This window comes from Halomonas salinarum, from assembly GCF_012062845.1.
GTDB lineage: Bacteria > Pseudomonadota > Gammaproteobacteria > Pseudomonadales > Halomonadaceae > Onishia > Onishia salinarum.
Map to the genome: position 1 here is coordinate 12,251 of NZ_WWNB01000028.1, position 16,749 is coordinate 28,999.

16 protein-coding genes are annotated in these 16,749 nt (G+C 58.9%); 13 read left to right on the forward strand and 3 right to left on the reverse strand.

Annotated features, from left to right (window positions below; all coding sequences use genetic code 11):
• Positions 1–163 precede the first annotated feature (163 nt).
• Together HF027_RS14775 and HF027_RS14780 are read right to left on the reverse strand one after the other, a co-directional pair.
• On the reverse strand, positions 164–715 hold the full coding sequence (locus HF027_RS14775) for a DUF2231 domain-containing protein (protein ID WP_168016942.1): 552 nt from the start codon (positions 713–715) through the stop codon (positions 164–166).
• Positions 712–2,154, reverse strand: coding sequence for an ethylbenzene dehydrogenase-related protein (locus HF027_RS14780; RefSeq protein ID WP_168016944.1), 1,443 nt, complete (start codon positions 2,152–2,154; stop codon positions 712–714). Before HF027_RS14780 ends, HF027_RS14775 begins: the two co-directional genes overlap by 4 nt.
• 423 nt (positions 2,155–2,577) lie before the next feature.
• Here HF027_RS14780 and HF027_RS14785 point away from each other — a divergent pair, with 423 nt between their 5' ends.
• The 7 genes from HF027_RS14785 to HF027_RS14815 all read left to right on the forward strand — a co-directional run bounded on the left by HF027_RS14785 (position 2,578) and on the right by HF027_RS14815 (position 9,819).
• Positions 2,578–3,414 carry a glucosaminidase domain-containing protein gene (locus HF027_RS14785; protein ID WP_245184874.1) on the forward strand — a complete coding sequence of 279 codons (837 nt, stop codon included), beginning with the start codon at positions 2,578–2,580 and terminating at the stop codon, positions 3,412–3,414.
• Positions 3,415–3,723: 309 nt separating this feature from the next.
• Positions 3,724–4,323, forward strand: a complete 600-nt coding sequence (locus HF027_RS14790) for an isochorismatase family protein (RefSeq protein ID WP_168016946.1) — start codon at positions 3,724–3,726, stop codon at positions 4,321–4,323.
• 382 nt (positions 4,324–4,705) lie between these two features.
• Entirely contained in the window at positions 4,706–6,277 is a 1,572-nt protein-coding gene (locus HF027_RS14795; protein WP_168016948.1) for a Re/Si-specific NAD(P)(+) transhydrogenase subunit alpha, read from the forward strand.
• A 16-nt stretch (positions 6,278–6,293) separates the two neighbouring features.
• Positions 6,294–7,727: an NAD(P)(+) transhydrogenase (Re/Si-specific) subunit beta gene (locus HF027_RS14800; protein ID WP_168016950.1), complete on the forward strand. Its 1,434-nt coding sequence runs from the start codon at positions 6,294–6,296 to the stop codon at positions 7,725–7,727.
• 110 nt (positions 7,728–7,837) lie between these two features.
• Entirely contained in the window at positions 7,838–8,893 is a 1,056-nt protein-coding gene (locus tag HF027_RS14805; RefSeq protein WP_168016952.1) for an NAD(P)H-dependent glycerol-3-phosphate dehydrogenase, read from the forward strand.
• A 5-nt stretch (positions 8,894–8,898) separates the two neighbouring features.
• Positions 8,899–9,387, forward strand: a complete 489-nt coding sequence (gene sixA, locus HF027_RS14810) for a phosphohistidine phosphatase SixA (RefSeq protein ID WP_168016954.1) — start codon at positions 8,899–8,901, stop codon at positions 9,385–9,387.
• 111 nt (positions 9,388–9,498) lie between these two features.
• On the forward strand, positions 9,499–9,819 hold the full coding sequence (locus HF027_RS14815; RefSeq protein ID WP_136253002.1) for an antibiotic biosynthesis monooxygenase family protein: 321 nt from the start codon (positions 9,499–9,501) through the stop codon (positions 9,817–9,819).
• A 72-nt stretch (positions 9,820–9,891) separates the two neighbouring features.
• On the opposite strand, the gene HF027_RS14820 is transcribed toward HF027_RS14815, so the two are convergent.
• Complete coding sequence (locus HF027_RS14820; protein ID WP_168016956.1) at positions 9,892–10,854, reverse strand: AEC family transporter; 963 nt, start codon at positions 10,852–10,854, stop codon at positions 9,892–9,894.
• Positions 10,855–11,060: 206 nt separating this feature from the next.
• Here HF027_RS14820 and kdgD point away from each other — a divergent pair, with 206 nt between their 5' ends.
• From kdgD to HF027_RS14850, 6 genes are all read left to right on the forward strand, one after another.
• The gene (gene kdgD / locus HF027_RS14825) at positions 11,061–11,969 is read left to right on the forward strand and encodes a 5-dehydro-4-deoxyglucarate dehydratase (protein ID WP_168016958.1); all 909 of its coding nucleotides are present in this window, start codon (positions 11,061–11,063) and stop codon (positions 11,967–11,969) included.
• A gap of 30 nt (positions 11,970–11,999) precedes the next feature.
• Positions 12,000–13,271: a glucarate dehydratase family protein gene (locus HF027_RS14830; protein ID WP_168016960.1), complete on the forward strand. Its 1,272-nt coding sequence runs from the start codon at positions 12,000–12,002 to the stop codon at positions 13,269–13,271.
• Positions 13,272–13,336: 65 nt separating this feature from the next.
• Positions 13,337–14,416, forward strand: coding sequence for a TRAP transporter substrate-binding protein (locus HF027_RS14835; protein ID WP_168016962.1), 1,080 nt, complete (start codon positions 13,337–13,339; stop codon positions 14,414–14,416).
• Positions 14,417–14,477: 61 nt separating this feature from the next.
• Positions 14,478–15,035, forward strand: a complete 558-nt coding sequence (locus HF027_RS14840) for a TRAP transporter small permease subunit (protein ID WP_168016964.1) — start codon at positions 14,478–14,480, stop codon at positions 15,033–15,035.
• The gene (locus HF027_RS14845) at positions 15,035–16,351 is read left to right on the forward strand and encodes a TRAP transporter large permease (protein ID WP_168016966.1); all 1,317 of its coding nucleotides are present in this window, start codon (positions 15,035–15,037) and stop codon (positions 16,349–16,351) included. Before HF027_RS14840 ends, HF027_RS14845 begins: the two co-directional genes overlap by 1 nt.
• A gap of 19 nt (positions 16,352–16,370) precedes the next feature.
• Positions 16,371–16,523, forward strand: a complete 153-nt coding sequence (locus HF027_RS14850; RefSeq protein ID WP_168016968.1) for a hypothetical protein — start codon at positions 16,371–16,373, stop codon at positions 16,521–16,523.
• Positions 16,524–16,749 lie beyond the last annotated feature (226 nt).

The window sequence follows — 16,749 nt, forward strand, 5'->3', positions numbered from 1 at the left end:
AGGAGACCCTGGCAGGGTTTTGTTTTTTGGGGTATCCGGATTAAGTGGTTGATGATCCCTTCTGATCCACCAAAACCTTAATCCTCCCCGGTGCCCGGTGGTGTGAGAGGACAGGGGAGGCAACTCCCCTTCCTACTCGATGCCGCGCGAGTCGGTCGCGGTGTCATCCTTTCTTGCGTCGGTTCATGATGCCGAGCGCACCCAGAGCGATGCCGATGATCACCATCACGGCGCTGACCCAGAGGGGGCTGTAGAAGGTGGTGTAGACCTCCCAGCCCATCAGGCCGAGAACATCCGAGAAGGCCGTGGCGGCGCCTGCGAGGTGCCCCCCCAGGGTGCCGGCGGCGGAGAACATCAGGCCACCGGTCAGGGCCAGGATCACCAAAGCCCAGCGACGATTTCCGTCGAAGGCTGCATCGCCGGCTTTCCAAACCAGCACAGTGATCATGGTGTAGATGCCCAGCGACCAGAAGGACATCAGTATATGGTTACGCGTCAGCGGGCTGGCCAGGTTGGCTTCCATGGGCCAGACCAGAAACCCGACGATGATGGCGGCCAGGCCGCCGATCAGGCTGAGTATCAGAACCGGCAGCAGAGCGGCGCGACTGAGCTCGGCCAGTCGGCCGGAGAGGAAGACGCCGACCAGGATCATCAGGGTAGCGAGGGCCCAGAATCCCACCGGGAAGTGGGAGAGCATGGCGTGAGTGCCGTTCATGAGCGGTCTCCTTGACGAGTGGAACGAAAGCTTGGCAGCAGGGCGAGGGTGGTGCCGAGCATGGCGATCAACCCGGCGATCAGGGTCATCCACCAGTGCGAGGTGATGGCCTCCCTGAACTCCATCTCCACCCCATAGAGGGCCAGTTGTTTCTCGCTGTGGCGGGGCCTGACCGGCTTGTTTGCGGCGATATCCTCGGCGCCTGCGTGGGCGCGGCTGATTAGCGTCGGCCAGTCCACCTGGCCTGGGTAGAAGAGCGTCATCTCGAACCAGTCATCGCTCCAGTCCGGAGAGCTGCCATTGAACGCCATGGCCTGGAAATCGGCATCACGCCCCAGACCCAAGGTGTAGGGATGGGAGACGTAGTGCCAGCGACTGCCGGTAGCATTGCGATAGACGCCGATGGCGATGTCGTAGACGCCTTGCTCATGGAAGGCCGTGTCATCCAGCGGATTGCCGGTGTCCATGTCACGCACCAGGGTCACGTCCCAGTAACCGTCCTCCCAGCGCGCCGGACCACCATGAACCGAGATGGTGCCCCGGGAGCCCTGGGGGTCGCGCAGCAGGCGGCGAGGGATGACGTCGCCGTTCTGCCAGTCATGGTCGGGATCGAAAGCGGTTCGGTTATTCTCGGAGAGGTAGTAGATGCCGTCGAAATCGACGCCACCGGCGGTCACGTCCTCCCAGCGCAGTGCTCGCTGTCCCGTCTGCTCGGGGTCGAGCATCCAGAGCGGCTGATTATTGTCCCCATCCCAGTTGGTGGTATAGGGGCCCGAGCCTTCATCGCTGTTGCGGAATTCGCCGATCCACTGATCATCGGAGGCGCCGATGGGGTTGGAGCGCCCGGCGCGCCAGTGCCAGAGGTCGAGGAAGTAGCCGGCCTCGCGTTGGGTTTGCAGGACATCGGCATCGACCACGCTGCGCCAGTCGTTCTGGTCCGACCGGGTAGCGGGAAGATACTTGCGGACATCGCTCTGGCCGAGCGTTTCACCCAGATACGGATGCGCCTGCACGTCTGCCGGTGAGGCGGAGTTGGAGAAGAACCGCATCTGATCGCCGACGGTGATATAGCCGCCATAGCGGCCGAAGTTGGGTACGCCGCCGTCATCGACCAGCATCGCCACCCGGTCCTCGTAGGTGCCGTCGGGGTCAGGCCCGGGAATCGACCTACCGTGGCGGATCCACTCGCCATCCTCGTAGCGCAGCATGTCGTGATAGACATGGGGCTGTTCCGCTGGCCAACGGTAGCGGAAAAATATTTGCCGACCATTGTAGGCCGCCTGTACCTGCAGCGGCATGGTCAGCTCTTCGGGGATGTAGATATTGCGCTCGAGATCGTTCTCGATCACGCCGCTGCCCTGGGTGACCCAGGCCAGGCCCAGGGCAATCGGCACCCCGAGCACCAACCAGGGACCCGCCGCCTTGCGATTATTTGTCATATTAAGCCCTTCCCCTGAATCAATAGGTCTTGCCTACGTCGTACAGTATGGGCTCGGGTTCATTTTTCTCTTTATGATGCAGGTCAAGCTGGGACGGATAAGCGGTGCCCGATGATGTCTCCAGCCTCTCCGAGGCGCTGTCGCCGGACCTGATCAGACTTGAACGTTGGCTACGCCTGGCCGTTGTGACACCCGACATGCATCGTGTCCGCCACTCGATTGTCCGCCAGGAAACCGGATACCCGTTTTGTGCAGTGCAAAAATGCTCGGTGATCCTGCTTAAGCCTGATAATCTTGCCCGCGTATTGTGGCCGGGCCTTGGAAGGCGACTTCCCGGAGCCCTTGATTGTGCTCCAGGCACTTGCTGTGGGGCACCATGTTGAGTGGTCGCGCTGACACCACCGTGGTCGACGAGAGCACTTAATGATAATTAGCGGAGTCCTGATGATGCGCTATGAGTTCCCTTTCTTTCTCCGGTTATCACCCTCACGTCGCTGGCCATTGCTTACGACGCTGCCGGTATTGAGTCTGTTTCTTCTTGCCCTGGTTGCCATGCCGCCACTCGCTGCTTCTCAAACAGCTTCTCTCACCGCCTCTCAGACAGTACGGCCCGTCGATGCCGGTTATGAGTCGCTTGCCAATGCCGCTGCACTGCCAGATCTGCGACAGTTGCCGGCGGGTCCGCAACGCAAGGACGCTTTCCTTGAAGTGCTGGTGCCGATTGTCGAGGTCGAGAATTCTCTCCTCGCTGCGCGCGGTGAGTGGCTACGGGCGCTTGCCCAACGAGATACGCCCTGGACCACCGTTGAACGTAAGCGAGTGGCGGCGCTATGCGAGGACTATGCGCTTGAGTGCGCGCCCGGAGAGGTCAGTGATCTGCTTCTCAAGCGGGTTGCCCCGGTACCGCTGGAGATGGTGGCAGTGCAGGCAGTGGAGGAATCCGGCTGGGGAACTTCGCGACTGGCGCGCCAGAACAACAACCTGTTCGGTATGCGAGCCAGCAGTGGCCGCTATCAGTCCTTTGATAGCGTACAGGACGCTGTGCGCGCCTATCTCAAGAATCTTAATACTCACGGCGCCTATGCTGAGCTACGGGCGCGTCGCGCTCAGCTGGCTGCACAGGGTAATGTGCCCCCAGAAGCACTGATCACGATGCTCAATGATTACGCCACACGTGCTGATTACCCTGATGTGCTGCTGTCGCTCTTGCGAACCAATGCCGAGCGCATTCGCCGTCATGCTGGCGATACGCCCGCCTGATCAAGAAGGGTGCCCCGTATGCCTGGGCATAGCGTCCACAATGCTGAGCGCCTGAATGACGCCTCCTCGGCTTATGCGGTGGAGGCGTTTTGGTTTTTGGTGGCCATGACGTCAAAAGCGTTGATAGCTTCTTGCTGCATCGCAGGGCAGTTCGGCCTGTGAGCACCTATGCTTGCATGATGGCTGTCAGAGGCAGGCGGTTGACGGTGCCTGTGCTCTGAGTTCCGAGGGGCGTAATATTGCTCTGGCGGTTCAGGGCTTCTCCAGCGGTCAGTACGGCTTCTTCCACGACAGGCGACGGGGGTAGATATGGTCCGCCAGTCAAGCAATGCACGGTTGCGTCTCTACGATGCCAGGGATGACGCGGCGGCCCTGCTGCTGATTGACATCCAGCAGGCCGTTGATGATGTCGAGCTTTACGGCGCTCACAGCAATCCAGCTCTCGACGATCGCGTTCATGAATTACTGACCTGCTGGCGAGGCGGAAATGGACATATCGTGCACGTCCGGCATTTTTCCCATAAGCCAGGATCCTCCTATCGCTGCGGACATGCCGGGGCCGAGTTCAAGTACTCAGCGATGCCTCGACCTGGGGAGCGTGTTGTCACCAAGCACGCCGAGAGCCCCTTCATCGGTACCGATCTGGACATCTGGTTGCGCCGCCACGGCATAGCACGCTTAGTCATTGCGGGAGTGGCCACCGGCCATGCCGTGACCATGGCCGCGCGTCACGCCCATTGCCTCGACTTCGGCGTGGTGGTGGTTGCCGATGCCTGTGCCAGTTTTCCGTTAGTGGGGCTTGATGGCGAGACCTTGGCTGCCGAGGATGTGCAGCGTTTCAGCTTGGCATTGCTCGGCAGTCATTGCGCGCGCATCGCCTCGACGCAGGAAGTGGTACAGCAGTTTTGAGGATTTGCCTGATGGTCATTGCAGTAGAAAGCACGAATCATCAATGAAAAATGTCGGCAGCCACCCGTCAATAATGCTTACGTTATGGCACTCATAACGATTTTGTCAGGTTGTGAGTTCCTGTTTTTACATTGCTTATCAAGTACTTGGCTCAGTCGGGTAATATAACGCCAAGCTTATGCGTTCCATAACCCTATATTTATAAAAGATTTTTTTCCGTTGGCTCTTGCCTTTGCGGCGCTTTCTCCAAACACTGCGCTGTCGCATCTGAAGGTATGAGTGGACGCCGTTAGGCGTATTACCCTTCGGATATTCCTGCAAAATCGACTCATTCCCGTCTGGTTCCGTACGGCGGCTAGCATCGCGACAAGGGAGGCATAAAGTGAAAATCGGAGCACCTAAAGAGCGAGCTCCAGGCGAGGCGCGCGTTGCGCTGACCCCGGAGAGCGCACAGCAGATCCAGAAACTTGGACACGAATGTCTGATAGAGACAGGAGCTGGCGTTGCCGCGGGCTTCGCCGATGAGGCCTATCGTCAGGTCGGTGTCAACGTGGTTGATGGCACCAAGGCGCTGTGGGATCAGGCCGACACCGTGATCAAGGTGCGCGAGCCCACGGACGAAGAGGTCGACCGGTTGCATGACGGTCAGACGCTGATTGCGTTCTTCTGGCCGGCCCAGAATGAGGCGCTGCTGGAGCGCTGCCGTGCTCAGGGCGCCACCGTCATTGCCATGGATATGGTGCCGCGTATCTCTCGGGCACAGAAGATGGATGCCCTGTCGAGTACCGCTAACATTGCCGGCTACCGGGCGGTGATCGAGGCCGGTAACCAGTTTGGGCGCTTCTTCACCGGCCAGGTCACCGCCGCCGGCAAGGTACCGCCTGCCAAGGTGTTGGTAGTCGGTGCCGGCGTGGCGGGTCTCTCCGCCATCGGTACTGCCACCAGTCTTGGTGCTGTGGTGCGTGCCTTCGATGTGCGTCCTGAAGTGGCCGAACAGATCGAGTCGATGGGCGCCGAGTTCCTGTTCCTCGACTTCGAAGACAGCCAGGACGGTGCCGAGAGCGGCGGCTATGCCGCACCTTCCAGCCCCGAGTTTCGTGAGAAGCAGCTCGCCTGTTTCCGTGAGCAGGCGCCGGATGTGGATATCGTCATCACCACCGCGCTGATTCCCGGCAAGCCGGCACCCAAACTGTGGCTCGAGGACATGGTCGAGGCCATGAAGCCTGGCTCGGTGATCGTTGACCTGGCCGCCGAGAAGGGTGGTAACTGCGATCTGACCGTGCCGGATGAGCGTATCGTGACCGATAACGGCGTGATCGTGGTCGGCTACACCGACTTCCCGTCGCGGATGGCGACGCAGTCCTCGTTGCTCTATGCCACGAACATCCGTCATATGCTGTCCGACCTCACGCCTGAAAAGGACGGCGTGATCAATCACAACATGGACGATGACGTGATTCGCGGTGCCACTGTGACGCACGCAGGGGACATCACTTTCCCGCCGCCGCCCCCCAAGGTGAAGGCGATCGGCGCGTCCAAGCCAAAGCCCAAGGAAAAGGAACCCACTCCCGAGGAGAAGAAAGCCGCCGAGCATGCCGCCTTTGTCTCCCAGACCAAGACCCAGGTCGGGATGCTGGCGGTGGGCGGGGCGCTTATGTGGCTGCTCGGCCAGGTGGCGCCGCCTTCCTTCATGCAGCACTTCATCGTCTTCGTGCTGGCCTGCTTCGTGGGTTACCAGGTGATCTGGAACGTCAGCCATTCGCTGCACACGCCATTGATGGCGGTCACCAATGCCATTTCCGGCATCGTCATTCTTGGCGCAGTACTGCAGCTCGGCTCGGGGAACTGGCTGGTGGGCCTATTAGCCGGCATATCAGTGCTGATCGCGTCCATCAATATCGTTGGCGGCTTCCTGGTGACACGCCGGATGCTGGCCATGTTCCAGAAATCCTGAACCGCGGAGAGTCGAGATGTTGGGTCAAGAGTTCGTTTCTGCTGCGGCTATCGCAGCAAGTGTATTGTTCATCCTCTCACTGGGGGGCTTGAGCAATCAGGAAAAGGCCAAGCGAGCGGTGTGGTATGGCATCGTGGGCATGGCGTTGGCAGTCGGTGCCACCATGTTCGGCCCGGGAGTCGGCGGCTATGGCTGGATGATTCCCATGATGCTGATCGGTGCTGCAGTGGGCACCGTGTTGGCGCGCAAGGTCGACATGACCGAGATGCCTCAGCTGGTGGCGGCGCTGCACTCCTTTGTCGGTCTGGCAGCGGTCTTTGTCGGCTGGAACGCGGATCTGGAACGGCGCCGGGTGTTGGCATCCGAGGGCGCCAGTGAGGGCTTCTCGGCCTTCGCTGCCCTGGTCGCCGAAAAGACGCCGGCCGAGCTGACCTTCCTGCAGGTCGAGGTCGTGCTGGGCGTCTTCATCGGTGCGGTGACCTTCACCGGTTCGGTGATTGCCTTCGGCAAGCTCGCCGGCAAGATCGATGGCAAACCACGCCAATTCCCCGGTGGCCACTGGTTGAATGCCGGGGCGGCAATCCTGTCGCTGGTATTGGCCATCGCCTACCTCAACGGGGCCGGTTTCTGGACCCTGCTGGTACTGGCGCTGCTGGCTTTCTTCGTCGGTTGGCATTTGATCATGGGCATCGGCGGCGCCGACATGCCGGTGGTGGTGTCCATGCTGAACAGCTACTCCGGCTGGGCGGCAGCGGCTATCGGTTTCACGCTCTCCAATGATCTGTTGATCGTGACCGGTGCCCTGGTGGGCTCCTCGGGCGCCATCCTCTCCTACATCATGTGCAAGGCGATGAACCGCAATTTCGTCAACGTGATTCTGGGTGGCTTCGGCGGCACCCAAGGGGAAGCGGCCGAGATCGAAGGCGAGCAGGTGTCCATCGATATCGCCGGTGTGGCCAGCGCGCTTAACGATGCCGACAGTGTCGTCATCGTGCCGGGCTACGGCATGGCGGTGGCTCAGGCCCAGAATGCCGTCAGCGAGCTGACCCGCAAACTGCGCTCCTCTGGCAAGAACGTTCGCTTTGGTATTCACCCGGTGGCCGGGCGACTGCCAGGCCACATGAACGTATTGCTGGCCGAGGCGAAGGTGCCGTACGACATTGTCATGGAGATGGATGAAATCAACGATGACTTCACCGAGACGGATGTGGTGATCGTCATCGGCTCCAATGACATCGTCAACCCGGCGGCACAGGAAGACCCGGCGAGCCCCATCGCTGGCATGCCGGTACTGCGGGTGTGGGAGGCCAAGCAGGTCTTCGTCTGCAAGCGTGGTCAAGGTACCGGCTACTCTGGTATCGAGAACCCGCTGTTCTTCAAGGAGAACACGCGGATGTTGTTTGGTGATGCGCGGTCCAGCATCGACACTCTGGTGCCGATGATCGACTGAGCCGAGCAGGGCTGTACGCCCACTCCGAGCAACTCCCGAGCGGAGAGGCATTTCTGCCTCTCCGCTTTTCGTTACAATGAGGATATCTATCACTCGTCAATGGATCGAGAATGTCTGATGATCGCTTGAAGGTTGCAGTGCTGGGCGGTGGCAGTTTCGGGACGGCGCTGGCCAGCATTGCCGCCGATAATGGTGCCCAGGTGCACCAATGGATGCGAGATATTGCCTTGGCTGACGAGATCAATCGCGACCATCGCAACCGCCATTACCTACCGGATTACGCCATTAATCCCGCCGTCACGGCTTCCACCGACATGCGTGAGGTGGTCGCTGACGCCACCCTGGTGCTGGTGGCGATTCCTTCCAAGGCCTTCCGTTTAGTGGTGCGCCAGGCTCGCCCCTGGCTATCACCCGATCAGATACTGGTCAGTACCACCAAAGGCATTGAAGCCGAGGGTTTCAAGCTGATGAGCCAGATCCTCGAGGAGGAGACCGGCTTTTCCCATATCGGTGTGATTTCGGGGCCCAATCTGGCCTCTGAGGTCGCCGACAAGCAGCTCACCGCGACCGTGATTGCAAGTGACGACCCCCTGACACGGGCGCGGGTGCAAAGCGTGCTGGGTTGCGACTATTTCCGGGTCTATGCAAGCAATGACCGCTTTGGTGTTGAGCTTGGCGGGGCGTTGAAGAACATTTATGCCATCGCCGCCGGCATGGCCGCTGCACTGGGCATGGGCGAGAACACGCGTAGCATGTTGATGACTCGGGCGTTGGCCGAGATGAGTCGTTTCGCGGTTCACCTTGGGGCCAATCCCATGACGTTCCTCGGTCTGTCCGGCGTCGGCGACCTGATCGTCACCTGCTCGTCAAAGCTCTCGCGTAACTATCGGGTCGGCTATGCCCTTGGTGAGGGCCGAACCCTGGAGGAAGCCGTTGATGCGCTGGGGCAAGTCGCCGAGGGTGTCAATACGGTGCACCTTGCTCACGACATGGCCACGGAGGAGGGCATCTATATGCCGCTTGCCGAAGGCCTGTACCAGGTGCTGTTCAATCAGGTGCCTGCCCGCGACATGGCCAAGTTGCTCATGCAGGGCGAGCAGAGCAGCGACGTAGAGTTCACGCTGTCCCGCGAGGATGTAAAAGAGGCTAGACGCCTGGAGGAATGACGACGATGCACGAGACCCTATGGATCATGCGTCACGGCGAGGCGGCGTCAGGCCGCCCGGATGCCGAGCGTACGCTCACCGAGGCAGGGCGGCGTGAGAGCGCGGCCATGGCCGACTGGCTGGCACAGCGCCTTGTCGATGAGGGGCTTGCCACGCCGCGGGTGCTGGCAAGCCCGTATCGTCGTGCCCAGCAGACCGCGACGCTGATGGCCGAACGCTTGGGCGTAGCAGTCGAGACACTGCCTCTTATCACGCCGGACGACCCGGTGGGGCCAATTCTTGACTGGCTGATCGACACCCAGGAGCAGACACCTGGCCCCTTGTTGCTGGTTAGTCATATGCCGTTGGTGGGCGTCCTGACGGCACAGCTCACCGATGGATCTCGGGCACCGGGGCTTGGGTTCCCCACCGCGGCCATTGCTCGGCTTGAAAGTGATGTTTTCGCCGCTGGCTGTGCTCGCCTCATCGGCCTGGAAGCGCCTGGGGGGCACTGAGTTCGCCATATCAGTGCTTCATTCCTATTGGCGTATCTCTCGCGCCGTCCGCCGACGGCGCCTTCCCCGTGTTGGCAAATCTCCCCCCTCGTTTTTTCTCAGGAGCACCTCATGACGTATATGGTCAACAATCGTATCCATGTGACACCGGGCTACGAAGAGACATTTGAGGCGCGCTTCCGTGCCCGTGCCGGTGAAATCGATCAGCAACCCGGCTTCGTCGCCATGCGGGTACTGCGCCCTCAAGGCAATCAGGCGCCCTACATCGTGGAAACTGAATGGGAGAGCCAGGATGCCTTTCGTGCCTGGGTTGGCAGCGATGACTTCAAGCGAGCCCATGCCAACCCCATGCCGAAGGAGGCATTTGGCGAGGGCGGTGGCATCGAGCAATTCGAGGTGGTCGAGGGAACGGTCGCTGTGGGGTCTCGTTAGTTCTTGTCTTGGCAAAAGAGCAGTTTTTGTTTGTCTTTGGTGGCGCCGTTTGGCGCCACCGGTTTCTTCCCGTTAGATCAGCTCCGCGAGCCGAAGCGCGAAGATACCCAGCGTGACGGTGATGCTGGCCATCAGCGTGGTCAGCGCGATGATATTAGCGGTGAGCGTCTCGTCGTTGCCCATGGCTTTGGCCATCACGTAGGCCGCCGCTGCCGTAGGGCTTGCGAAGAACAGGAACATCACGCCGAGTGACGGTCCGGTAAACCCTGCCGCCACGGCGAGCAGTGTAGACGCTGCAGGCAAGACCACCATTTTGGCCAGACTGGCGCTCAATGTGGTGCGATAGCCTTTCCTCAGAGCACGGGTGGAGAGGGTTGCACCGATGCAGATCAGCGCCAGGGGCAACGTAAGCGAGGCGAAGTAGTCGCCGGTGGTGATCAGCCAGTCGGGCAGTGCTACGTTGAACACGGCAAAAGGTGTCGCCGCCGCCACCCCTAGAATCAGAGGGTTCGTCAGGATGTGCTGAAGAATACTCTTCCAGTCGACGCCCTGTGATGCCCCTTCCTTTCGCGGCTGGTAGGTCGCCAGCACGATCACTGACAGCACGTTGTAGCTCAGGATCACCACGCCTAGTAGCAGGCCGGCTAGTGACAAGCCTGCATCACCATACAGGCCGGCGGCCAGGGCCAGGCCTACGACGCCACAGTTGCCGCGAAAGGCCCCTTGCACATAGACGCCCCGCAACGGGCGCCGCACGCGCAGCATGGCCCAGCCCCAGGCGGCAGCGAAGCTTGCCAGTGTGGCCAGCGCAAAAAATGCCAGCATCCAAGGATCCAGAGTCGCTTCCAGGTCGGCGTCGGCCAGGCCGAAGAACAGCAACGTCGGCAGCGTGGCCCTAAAGACCAACCGAGAAGCGGTGTTGACGAAGTTTTGATCGATCCAGTGAAAGCGCTTCAAGCCAATGCCGATGAAGACCATGGCAAACACCGGCAGAGTGACGTTGAGTGTCGAAAGGAAGATGTCGATCAATGACATGAGTGCATCCTGAGGGGATTCTGGCGTGTTGCAGCAGTACTTGGGGCGAAATAAGCGTCGCCTCTGGGAGGCTCAACTTTGGTCTAAATTTACCACAGTGCCTATTGTCAGTCTGGAGCGGGGTCGCTAGCTTGTCATTTGTATGATGTATGACATAAAGGCCGATGCCGAAGGCTGCCCTGCGAAACAAGAGAGAGGATGATCAGGTGAGTTTCACACGTGATGAAGTCAAGCAAGCCATCAGTGACGGACTACTGTCCTTCCCGATCACCGATTTCGACGCCGAAGGGCGTTTCGATGCCGAGAGCTACCACCGGCGGCTTGAGTGGTTTATCAGTCACGAAATCTCGGCCGTATTCGTCGCCGGCGGCACGGGCGAGTTCTTCAGCCTGTCTCAGGACGAGTTTCGCGAGATCGTGCGCCTGGCGGTGAAGGTCGTCGATGGCAAGCTGCCAGTGATCGCAAGCGCGGGTCTCAGTGTCGCGACCGGAAGTGCCTTCGCGCGTATTGCCGAGGAAGAGGGCGCCGACGGCATTCTGCTGATGCCGCCCTACCTGACCGAGTGCCCCCAGGATGGCCTGATGGAGTATGCGCGTCAGATCTGTGATTCCACATCCATCAGCGTGATCTACTACAACAGGGCCAACGGCATCATGAAGCCGGCGGCAGTGAAGCGCCTGGCTGATGCCTGCCCGAACCTGATCGGCCTCAAGGATGGCAAGGGCGATCTGCAGGCCCTGAATCGGATCATCAGGACGGTCGGTGATCGGCTGGCTTATGTCGGTGGTGTACCGACGGCCGAAATCATGGCAGAAGCCTATCTGGCTATCGGTGTGAACACCTACTCCAGTGCGGTATTCAACTTCGTGCCGGGTATGGCGGTTACCTTCTACAAGGCGCTGCGTGGTGGTGACACCGAGACGGTCAGGCGCATCACCCAGGATTTCTTCCTGCCCTTCGTCGACCTGCGCGACAACAAGTCCGGCTATGCGGTCAGCCTGATCAAGGCTGGCGCGGAGATTATCGGACGTCCCGCCGGTAGCGTTCGGGCACCGCTCGAAATGCCGAATGAGCGTGAAATCGCACAGCTAAAAACGCTCGTTGATAAGACCTAAATCACGTTAATTGCGCGCTGGAGAAGTTGTATGTCGATTGTCACGTCTGTTGTCGTCACGCCTATCGCCTTTCGCGACCCACCGTTGCTGAATGCCAGTGGCATCCATGAGCCTTGGGCATTGCGTTCTATCATCGAGGTGGTGACCGACGATGGTACCTATGGTCTCTCCGAGTCCTATGGTGACGAGCAGACCTTGTCGCAGCTGGAAAAGGTGGCGCCTAAGCTGGTCGGTCTCGATGTTTTCCATCTCAATACATTGCATCGCATTGTTCAGGAGACTGTCGGCGGTGGGCAGCCAGCCAAAACCGGAATGGAATTGGCACCCGGGACGGTCCAGGCGACCACGGTTCCCCGTATCTTCGCCGCCTTCGAGGTCGCTTTTCTCGACCTCATGGGCAAGCTGACCGGACGCAGTGTATGCGAGCTTCTGGGGGGCAAGGTGCGGGAAACGGTGCCGTTCAGCGCCTACCTCTTCTACAAGTATGCAAAGCACAAGTTTGCCGATGACCCCTGGGTCGACAAGTGGGGCGAAGTTCTGACACCCGATGATGTGGTGCGCTCAGCAAAGCAGATGATCGATGAGTATGGTTTCCAGTCAATCAAGCTCAAGGGCGGGGTCTTCGAGCCGGAGGAGGAACTGGAGGCCATTAAAGCCTTGCGCAAAGCGTTCCCTGGTTACCCGCTGCGTATCGATCCGAACGGTAACTGGTCCGTCGAGACGACCAAGCGGCTACTCCCGCAGATGGACGGCGTGCTGCAATACCTGGAAGACCCGTCACCCGGTAAGGATGCCATGGCAGAAGTCCATGACGTCTCATCGATGCCGCTAGCCACCAACATGTGCGTCATCGGTTTCTTCGATTTTCCTGAAGCCATTCGCAAGCAGTCCGTCGATGTGATCCTTTCCGATCATCACTATTGGGGTGGACTTCAGGCAACCCGTGAACTGGGGCAAATCTGCCGAACCTGGGACCTGGGGCTTTCCATGCACTCGAACTCGCATATGGGCATCAGCCTGATGGCGATGGCGCATGCGGCGGCTACCATCGATAACCTCTCCTATGCCTGTGATACCCATTATCCCTGGCAGGAAGAAGAGGTGATCGTGGGGGGCAAGATAGCCTTTGAAGACGGCAGCGTTCGCGTGACTGACGCGCCGGGATTGGGCGTGGAGCTTGACCGCGAAGCGCTAAAAGAACTGGCTGAGAATTACCGGAAGTGTGGCATCCGTTCGCGTAATGACGTGGAGGAAATGAAGAAATACGACCCGACGTGGACGGGGAAGTCGCCTCGCTTCTGATCTAGTGCCTCGCTTGGAGGCTGCATTCACTGTTGAAACCACAAGACTTACAAAAGGATTCCAGCATGAAGATTCGCACGCTAGTAACAACGGTATCCCTGGCTTCGGTGGCTCTGGTCCTGTCCAGCACGGCTCAGGCTCAGCAGGAGCTACGCATCCAGACGTCGTTCAACTCTGGTGACTATGCCTACCAGTACTTGCAGGACAACTGGGTGCCGAAAGTGGAAGAGCGGACAGGCGGAGATGTCACGCTCAATCTCATGCCGATCGGCAGTGTCGTGCCTTATAAGGAAACCCTCGAAGCGGTCGGTATGGGGCTGCTCGACGGCGACCTGACGGCGCCGGCTTATTTCGCTGGCCGCGATCCCGCTTTTGCCTTGATGGGCGATCTGATCGCGGGTTATGACAAGCCTTCTCAGTTCCTCGATTTCTGCCAAACCGGTGGTGGTGAGAAGGTTCTGCAGAGTGCCATTGATAAGGTCGTGCCCAACAAGATCCATGTTGTGGGCTGTGGCCCGTACAAGCGCGAAGCACTGGTCGCTGCTGTTCCAATCCGGGGTGTTGAAGACCTCAAGGGTCTCAAGTTCCGCTCGCCGGAAGGTCTGGCCGCTGCGGTCTTCGAACGCGCCGGAGCGACGCCGGTCAATATTCCGTTCTCCGAAGTTTATACCTCGCTGCAGCAGGGCGTAGTGGATGCTGCGGATGCGTCGGCATACGTCAATAACGATGCCGCAGGCTTGCACGACATCGCCAAGTACCCGATTTATCCGGGTATCCATTCCATGTCGTCTCAGCAGTTCACTATCAACGAAAATACCTGGGAATCGCTGGACGAAGAGGATCGGCAGGCACTGAGTCAGTGGTTCTACGATGCCTTCAACGACCTGGCCGAAGCGGTGCATGAGCAGGACGAGAAGCTTGTGGCCCGTGACAAGGCCGATGAGGATATCACCGTCATTGATTGGCCTCAGGAAGAACGTGACAAGTTCCGTGAAATTGCTCGTGGCGCCTGGGAAGAATTCGCCGAGAAGAGCCCCATTGCTCAGGAAGCACTCGATGCGCATCTCGAGTACATGAAGGCACATGGTCTGCTCGACGAAGAAACCAATCAGACACAGGAAGACGCGTCGTCCACTCAGGGCTAATCGCTTATGTGGGTCGCGGCAGTGAGCTGCCGCGGCCCTTTTTTTGTCCGGAGAGTTACCTATGTCATTACTCAGTCGCCTAGCGGCCGGTATGGACCGGGTCAGCGCCTTCATCGGCTATGCCTGTGCCGTACTGTTCTTCGTCTGTATCGTGCTGTCCGCCGTCGAGGTGGTCATGCGCTACGTGTTCAATGCCCCCACTCAATGGACCTTTGAAACCGTCATGGCCATCTGCGCTACCGGTTGGGTGATGACCAGTGGTTACGTCACCCAGCGCAAGCGTCATATCGCCATCACCATGGTGGAGTTGCTGGTGCCAGCCCATGTCTGGAAAAAGATGGAGCTGGTCTCGCTCTTCGTGGCCATCTTTGCAATCTCGGCATTGATTTGGGCCGCCTGGGAGCCGGCCATGATGGCGTTGCATGGCTTTGAACGCAGTGGTAGCTCGTTTAATCCGCCGCTACCTGCGTATCTCAAGCCCATTCTGGTCGTTGGAGCATCTATCTACCTGCTTCAGCTTCTTGCCAATGTCGTGCACTGGTTTGAAGATCGCGCCCGCGAGCAAGATGATCAAAATGCGGCGTCTTCAGCGACTACTACCGAGAAGGATGCCGACTGATGGGTATTGAAGTCGTTACGTTATTGATTGTCTTGGCGCTGCTGGCGCTGATGGCATTTGGCATTCCGCTCGGTGTCACTACGCTTGCCGTTTCGGTCTGCACGGCGTTGATCTATTACGGGACGAATGGATTATTTCTCGTATCTTCCAATGTCTACCATGTGTTGGAAAAGTATGAGTTGGTTGCGGTGCCTTTCTTCGTGTTCATGGCCAATGTCCTGGAACGCTCGGGTATCGCACATGCGCTATTTGACAGCATGTCGATTCTTGGCGGGCGTGCGCGTGGCTCGGTCGCTGTACAGACCTGTGTCGTCGCCGTCATTCTCGCCGCCATGAGTGGCATCATGGGCGGTGAAATCGTGATGCTTGGCCTGATTGCCCTGCCTCAGATGCTGCGTCTGGGCTACGATCGCAATCTGTCGATCGGGATCATCTGTGCCGCAGGTGCTCTTGCGACATTGATTCCACCCTCCGTGGTCATGATTGTCTACGGCTTGGCAGCCCAGGTGTCCATTACCAAGCTGTTTGCCGCTGGTGCGATTCCAGGCATGGTCCTCGCACTCATCTACATCACTTATATCGTTATCCGCTGTAAGCTTAATCCAGCATTGGCGCCCATCAATGATATTCCCGAAACGGCGCTGCCATTCCACAAGCGCCTCAAGTATCTCAAGGGTGCCATTCTGCCATTCATTCTGATTGGCTGTGTGCTGGGTGCCATCTACACTGGCATTACGACCGTGACCGAGGCGGCAGCCATGGGTGCAGTCGGTGCCATGATCATTTCCGCGATCATGAAGAAGTTTACCTATCGCATGATCCGCGATGCCATGCGCCAGACGGCACTTACGGTTGGCTCGATCATCTGGTTGGTGCTGGGCGCGGTGAGCCTGGTGGGCATTTATAACCTGATCGGTGGTGTCAGTTTCCTGACAGATTTCCTGAAAGGGCTCGACATGCACCCGTTGGCAGTCATCGCGATCATGATGGCGATCGTCATGGTGCTGGGTACGTTTCTTGAGTGGATTGCGATCATCTTCATCACCGTACCGATCTTTGCACCCGTCGTAGTGGGCCTTGGATACGACCCGGTCTGGTTCGGGGTGCTGTTCGCAATGAATATCCAGATCTACTATCTGTCGCCCCCATTCGGCCCAGCCTGCTTCTTCCTCAAGAGTGTGGCTCCCAAGGGAATCGAGTTGCAGCATATCTTCGTTGCGGTATTGCCTTTCATCGCGCTCCAGGTGATTGGCATGATGCTGGTACTGTTCTTCCCGCAACTGGCGTTGTGGCTGCCTAATCTGATGTTTAATTAAGCGATGGGAAGGAGAAAGTATGCAATCCGATGACAACCACCTGACCCGCCAAGATGACGAATTGACCATCAGTGACTCTCCGGAAGAGGTCAACGAGTTCAAGTTCGGCTACTGGCCAGAGATTGCCGGGATGGTAGCGACGTTGGCCATTATCTGGATGATGTTTCGGTGACATCTCATTCAGGAAGGTCCGGCAAAGCCGTCCAATACGACTGACGTCAGCCCAAGCTTGCTATATTCATGTTCTTAAAGTGTAAGCCCCGCGAAAGCGTAATGCCAGTCAGTTAAGCCTACCTTCAATAAGCTGATCATGAGACCTTTCCCTGTCAGGTACACTGACACGGGAAGGTCCATGCATTTCAGCAACGCCATCGATGCCATTGCCAAGGCGGTGCCCG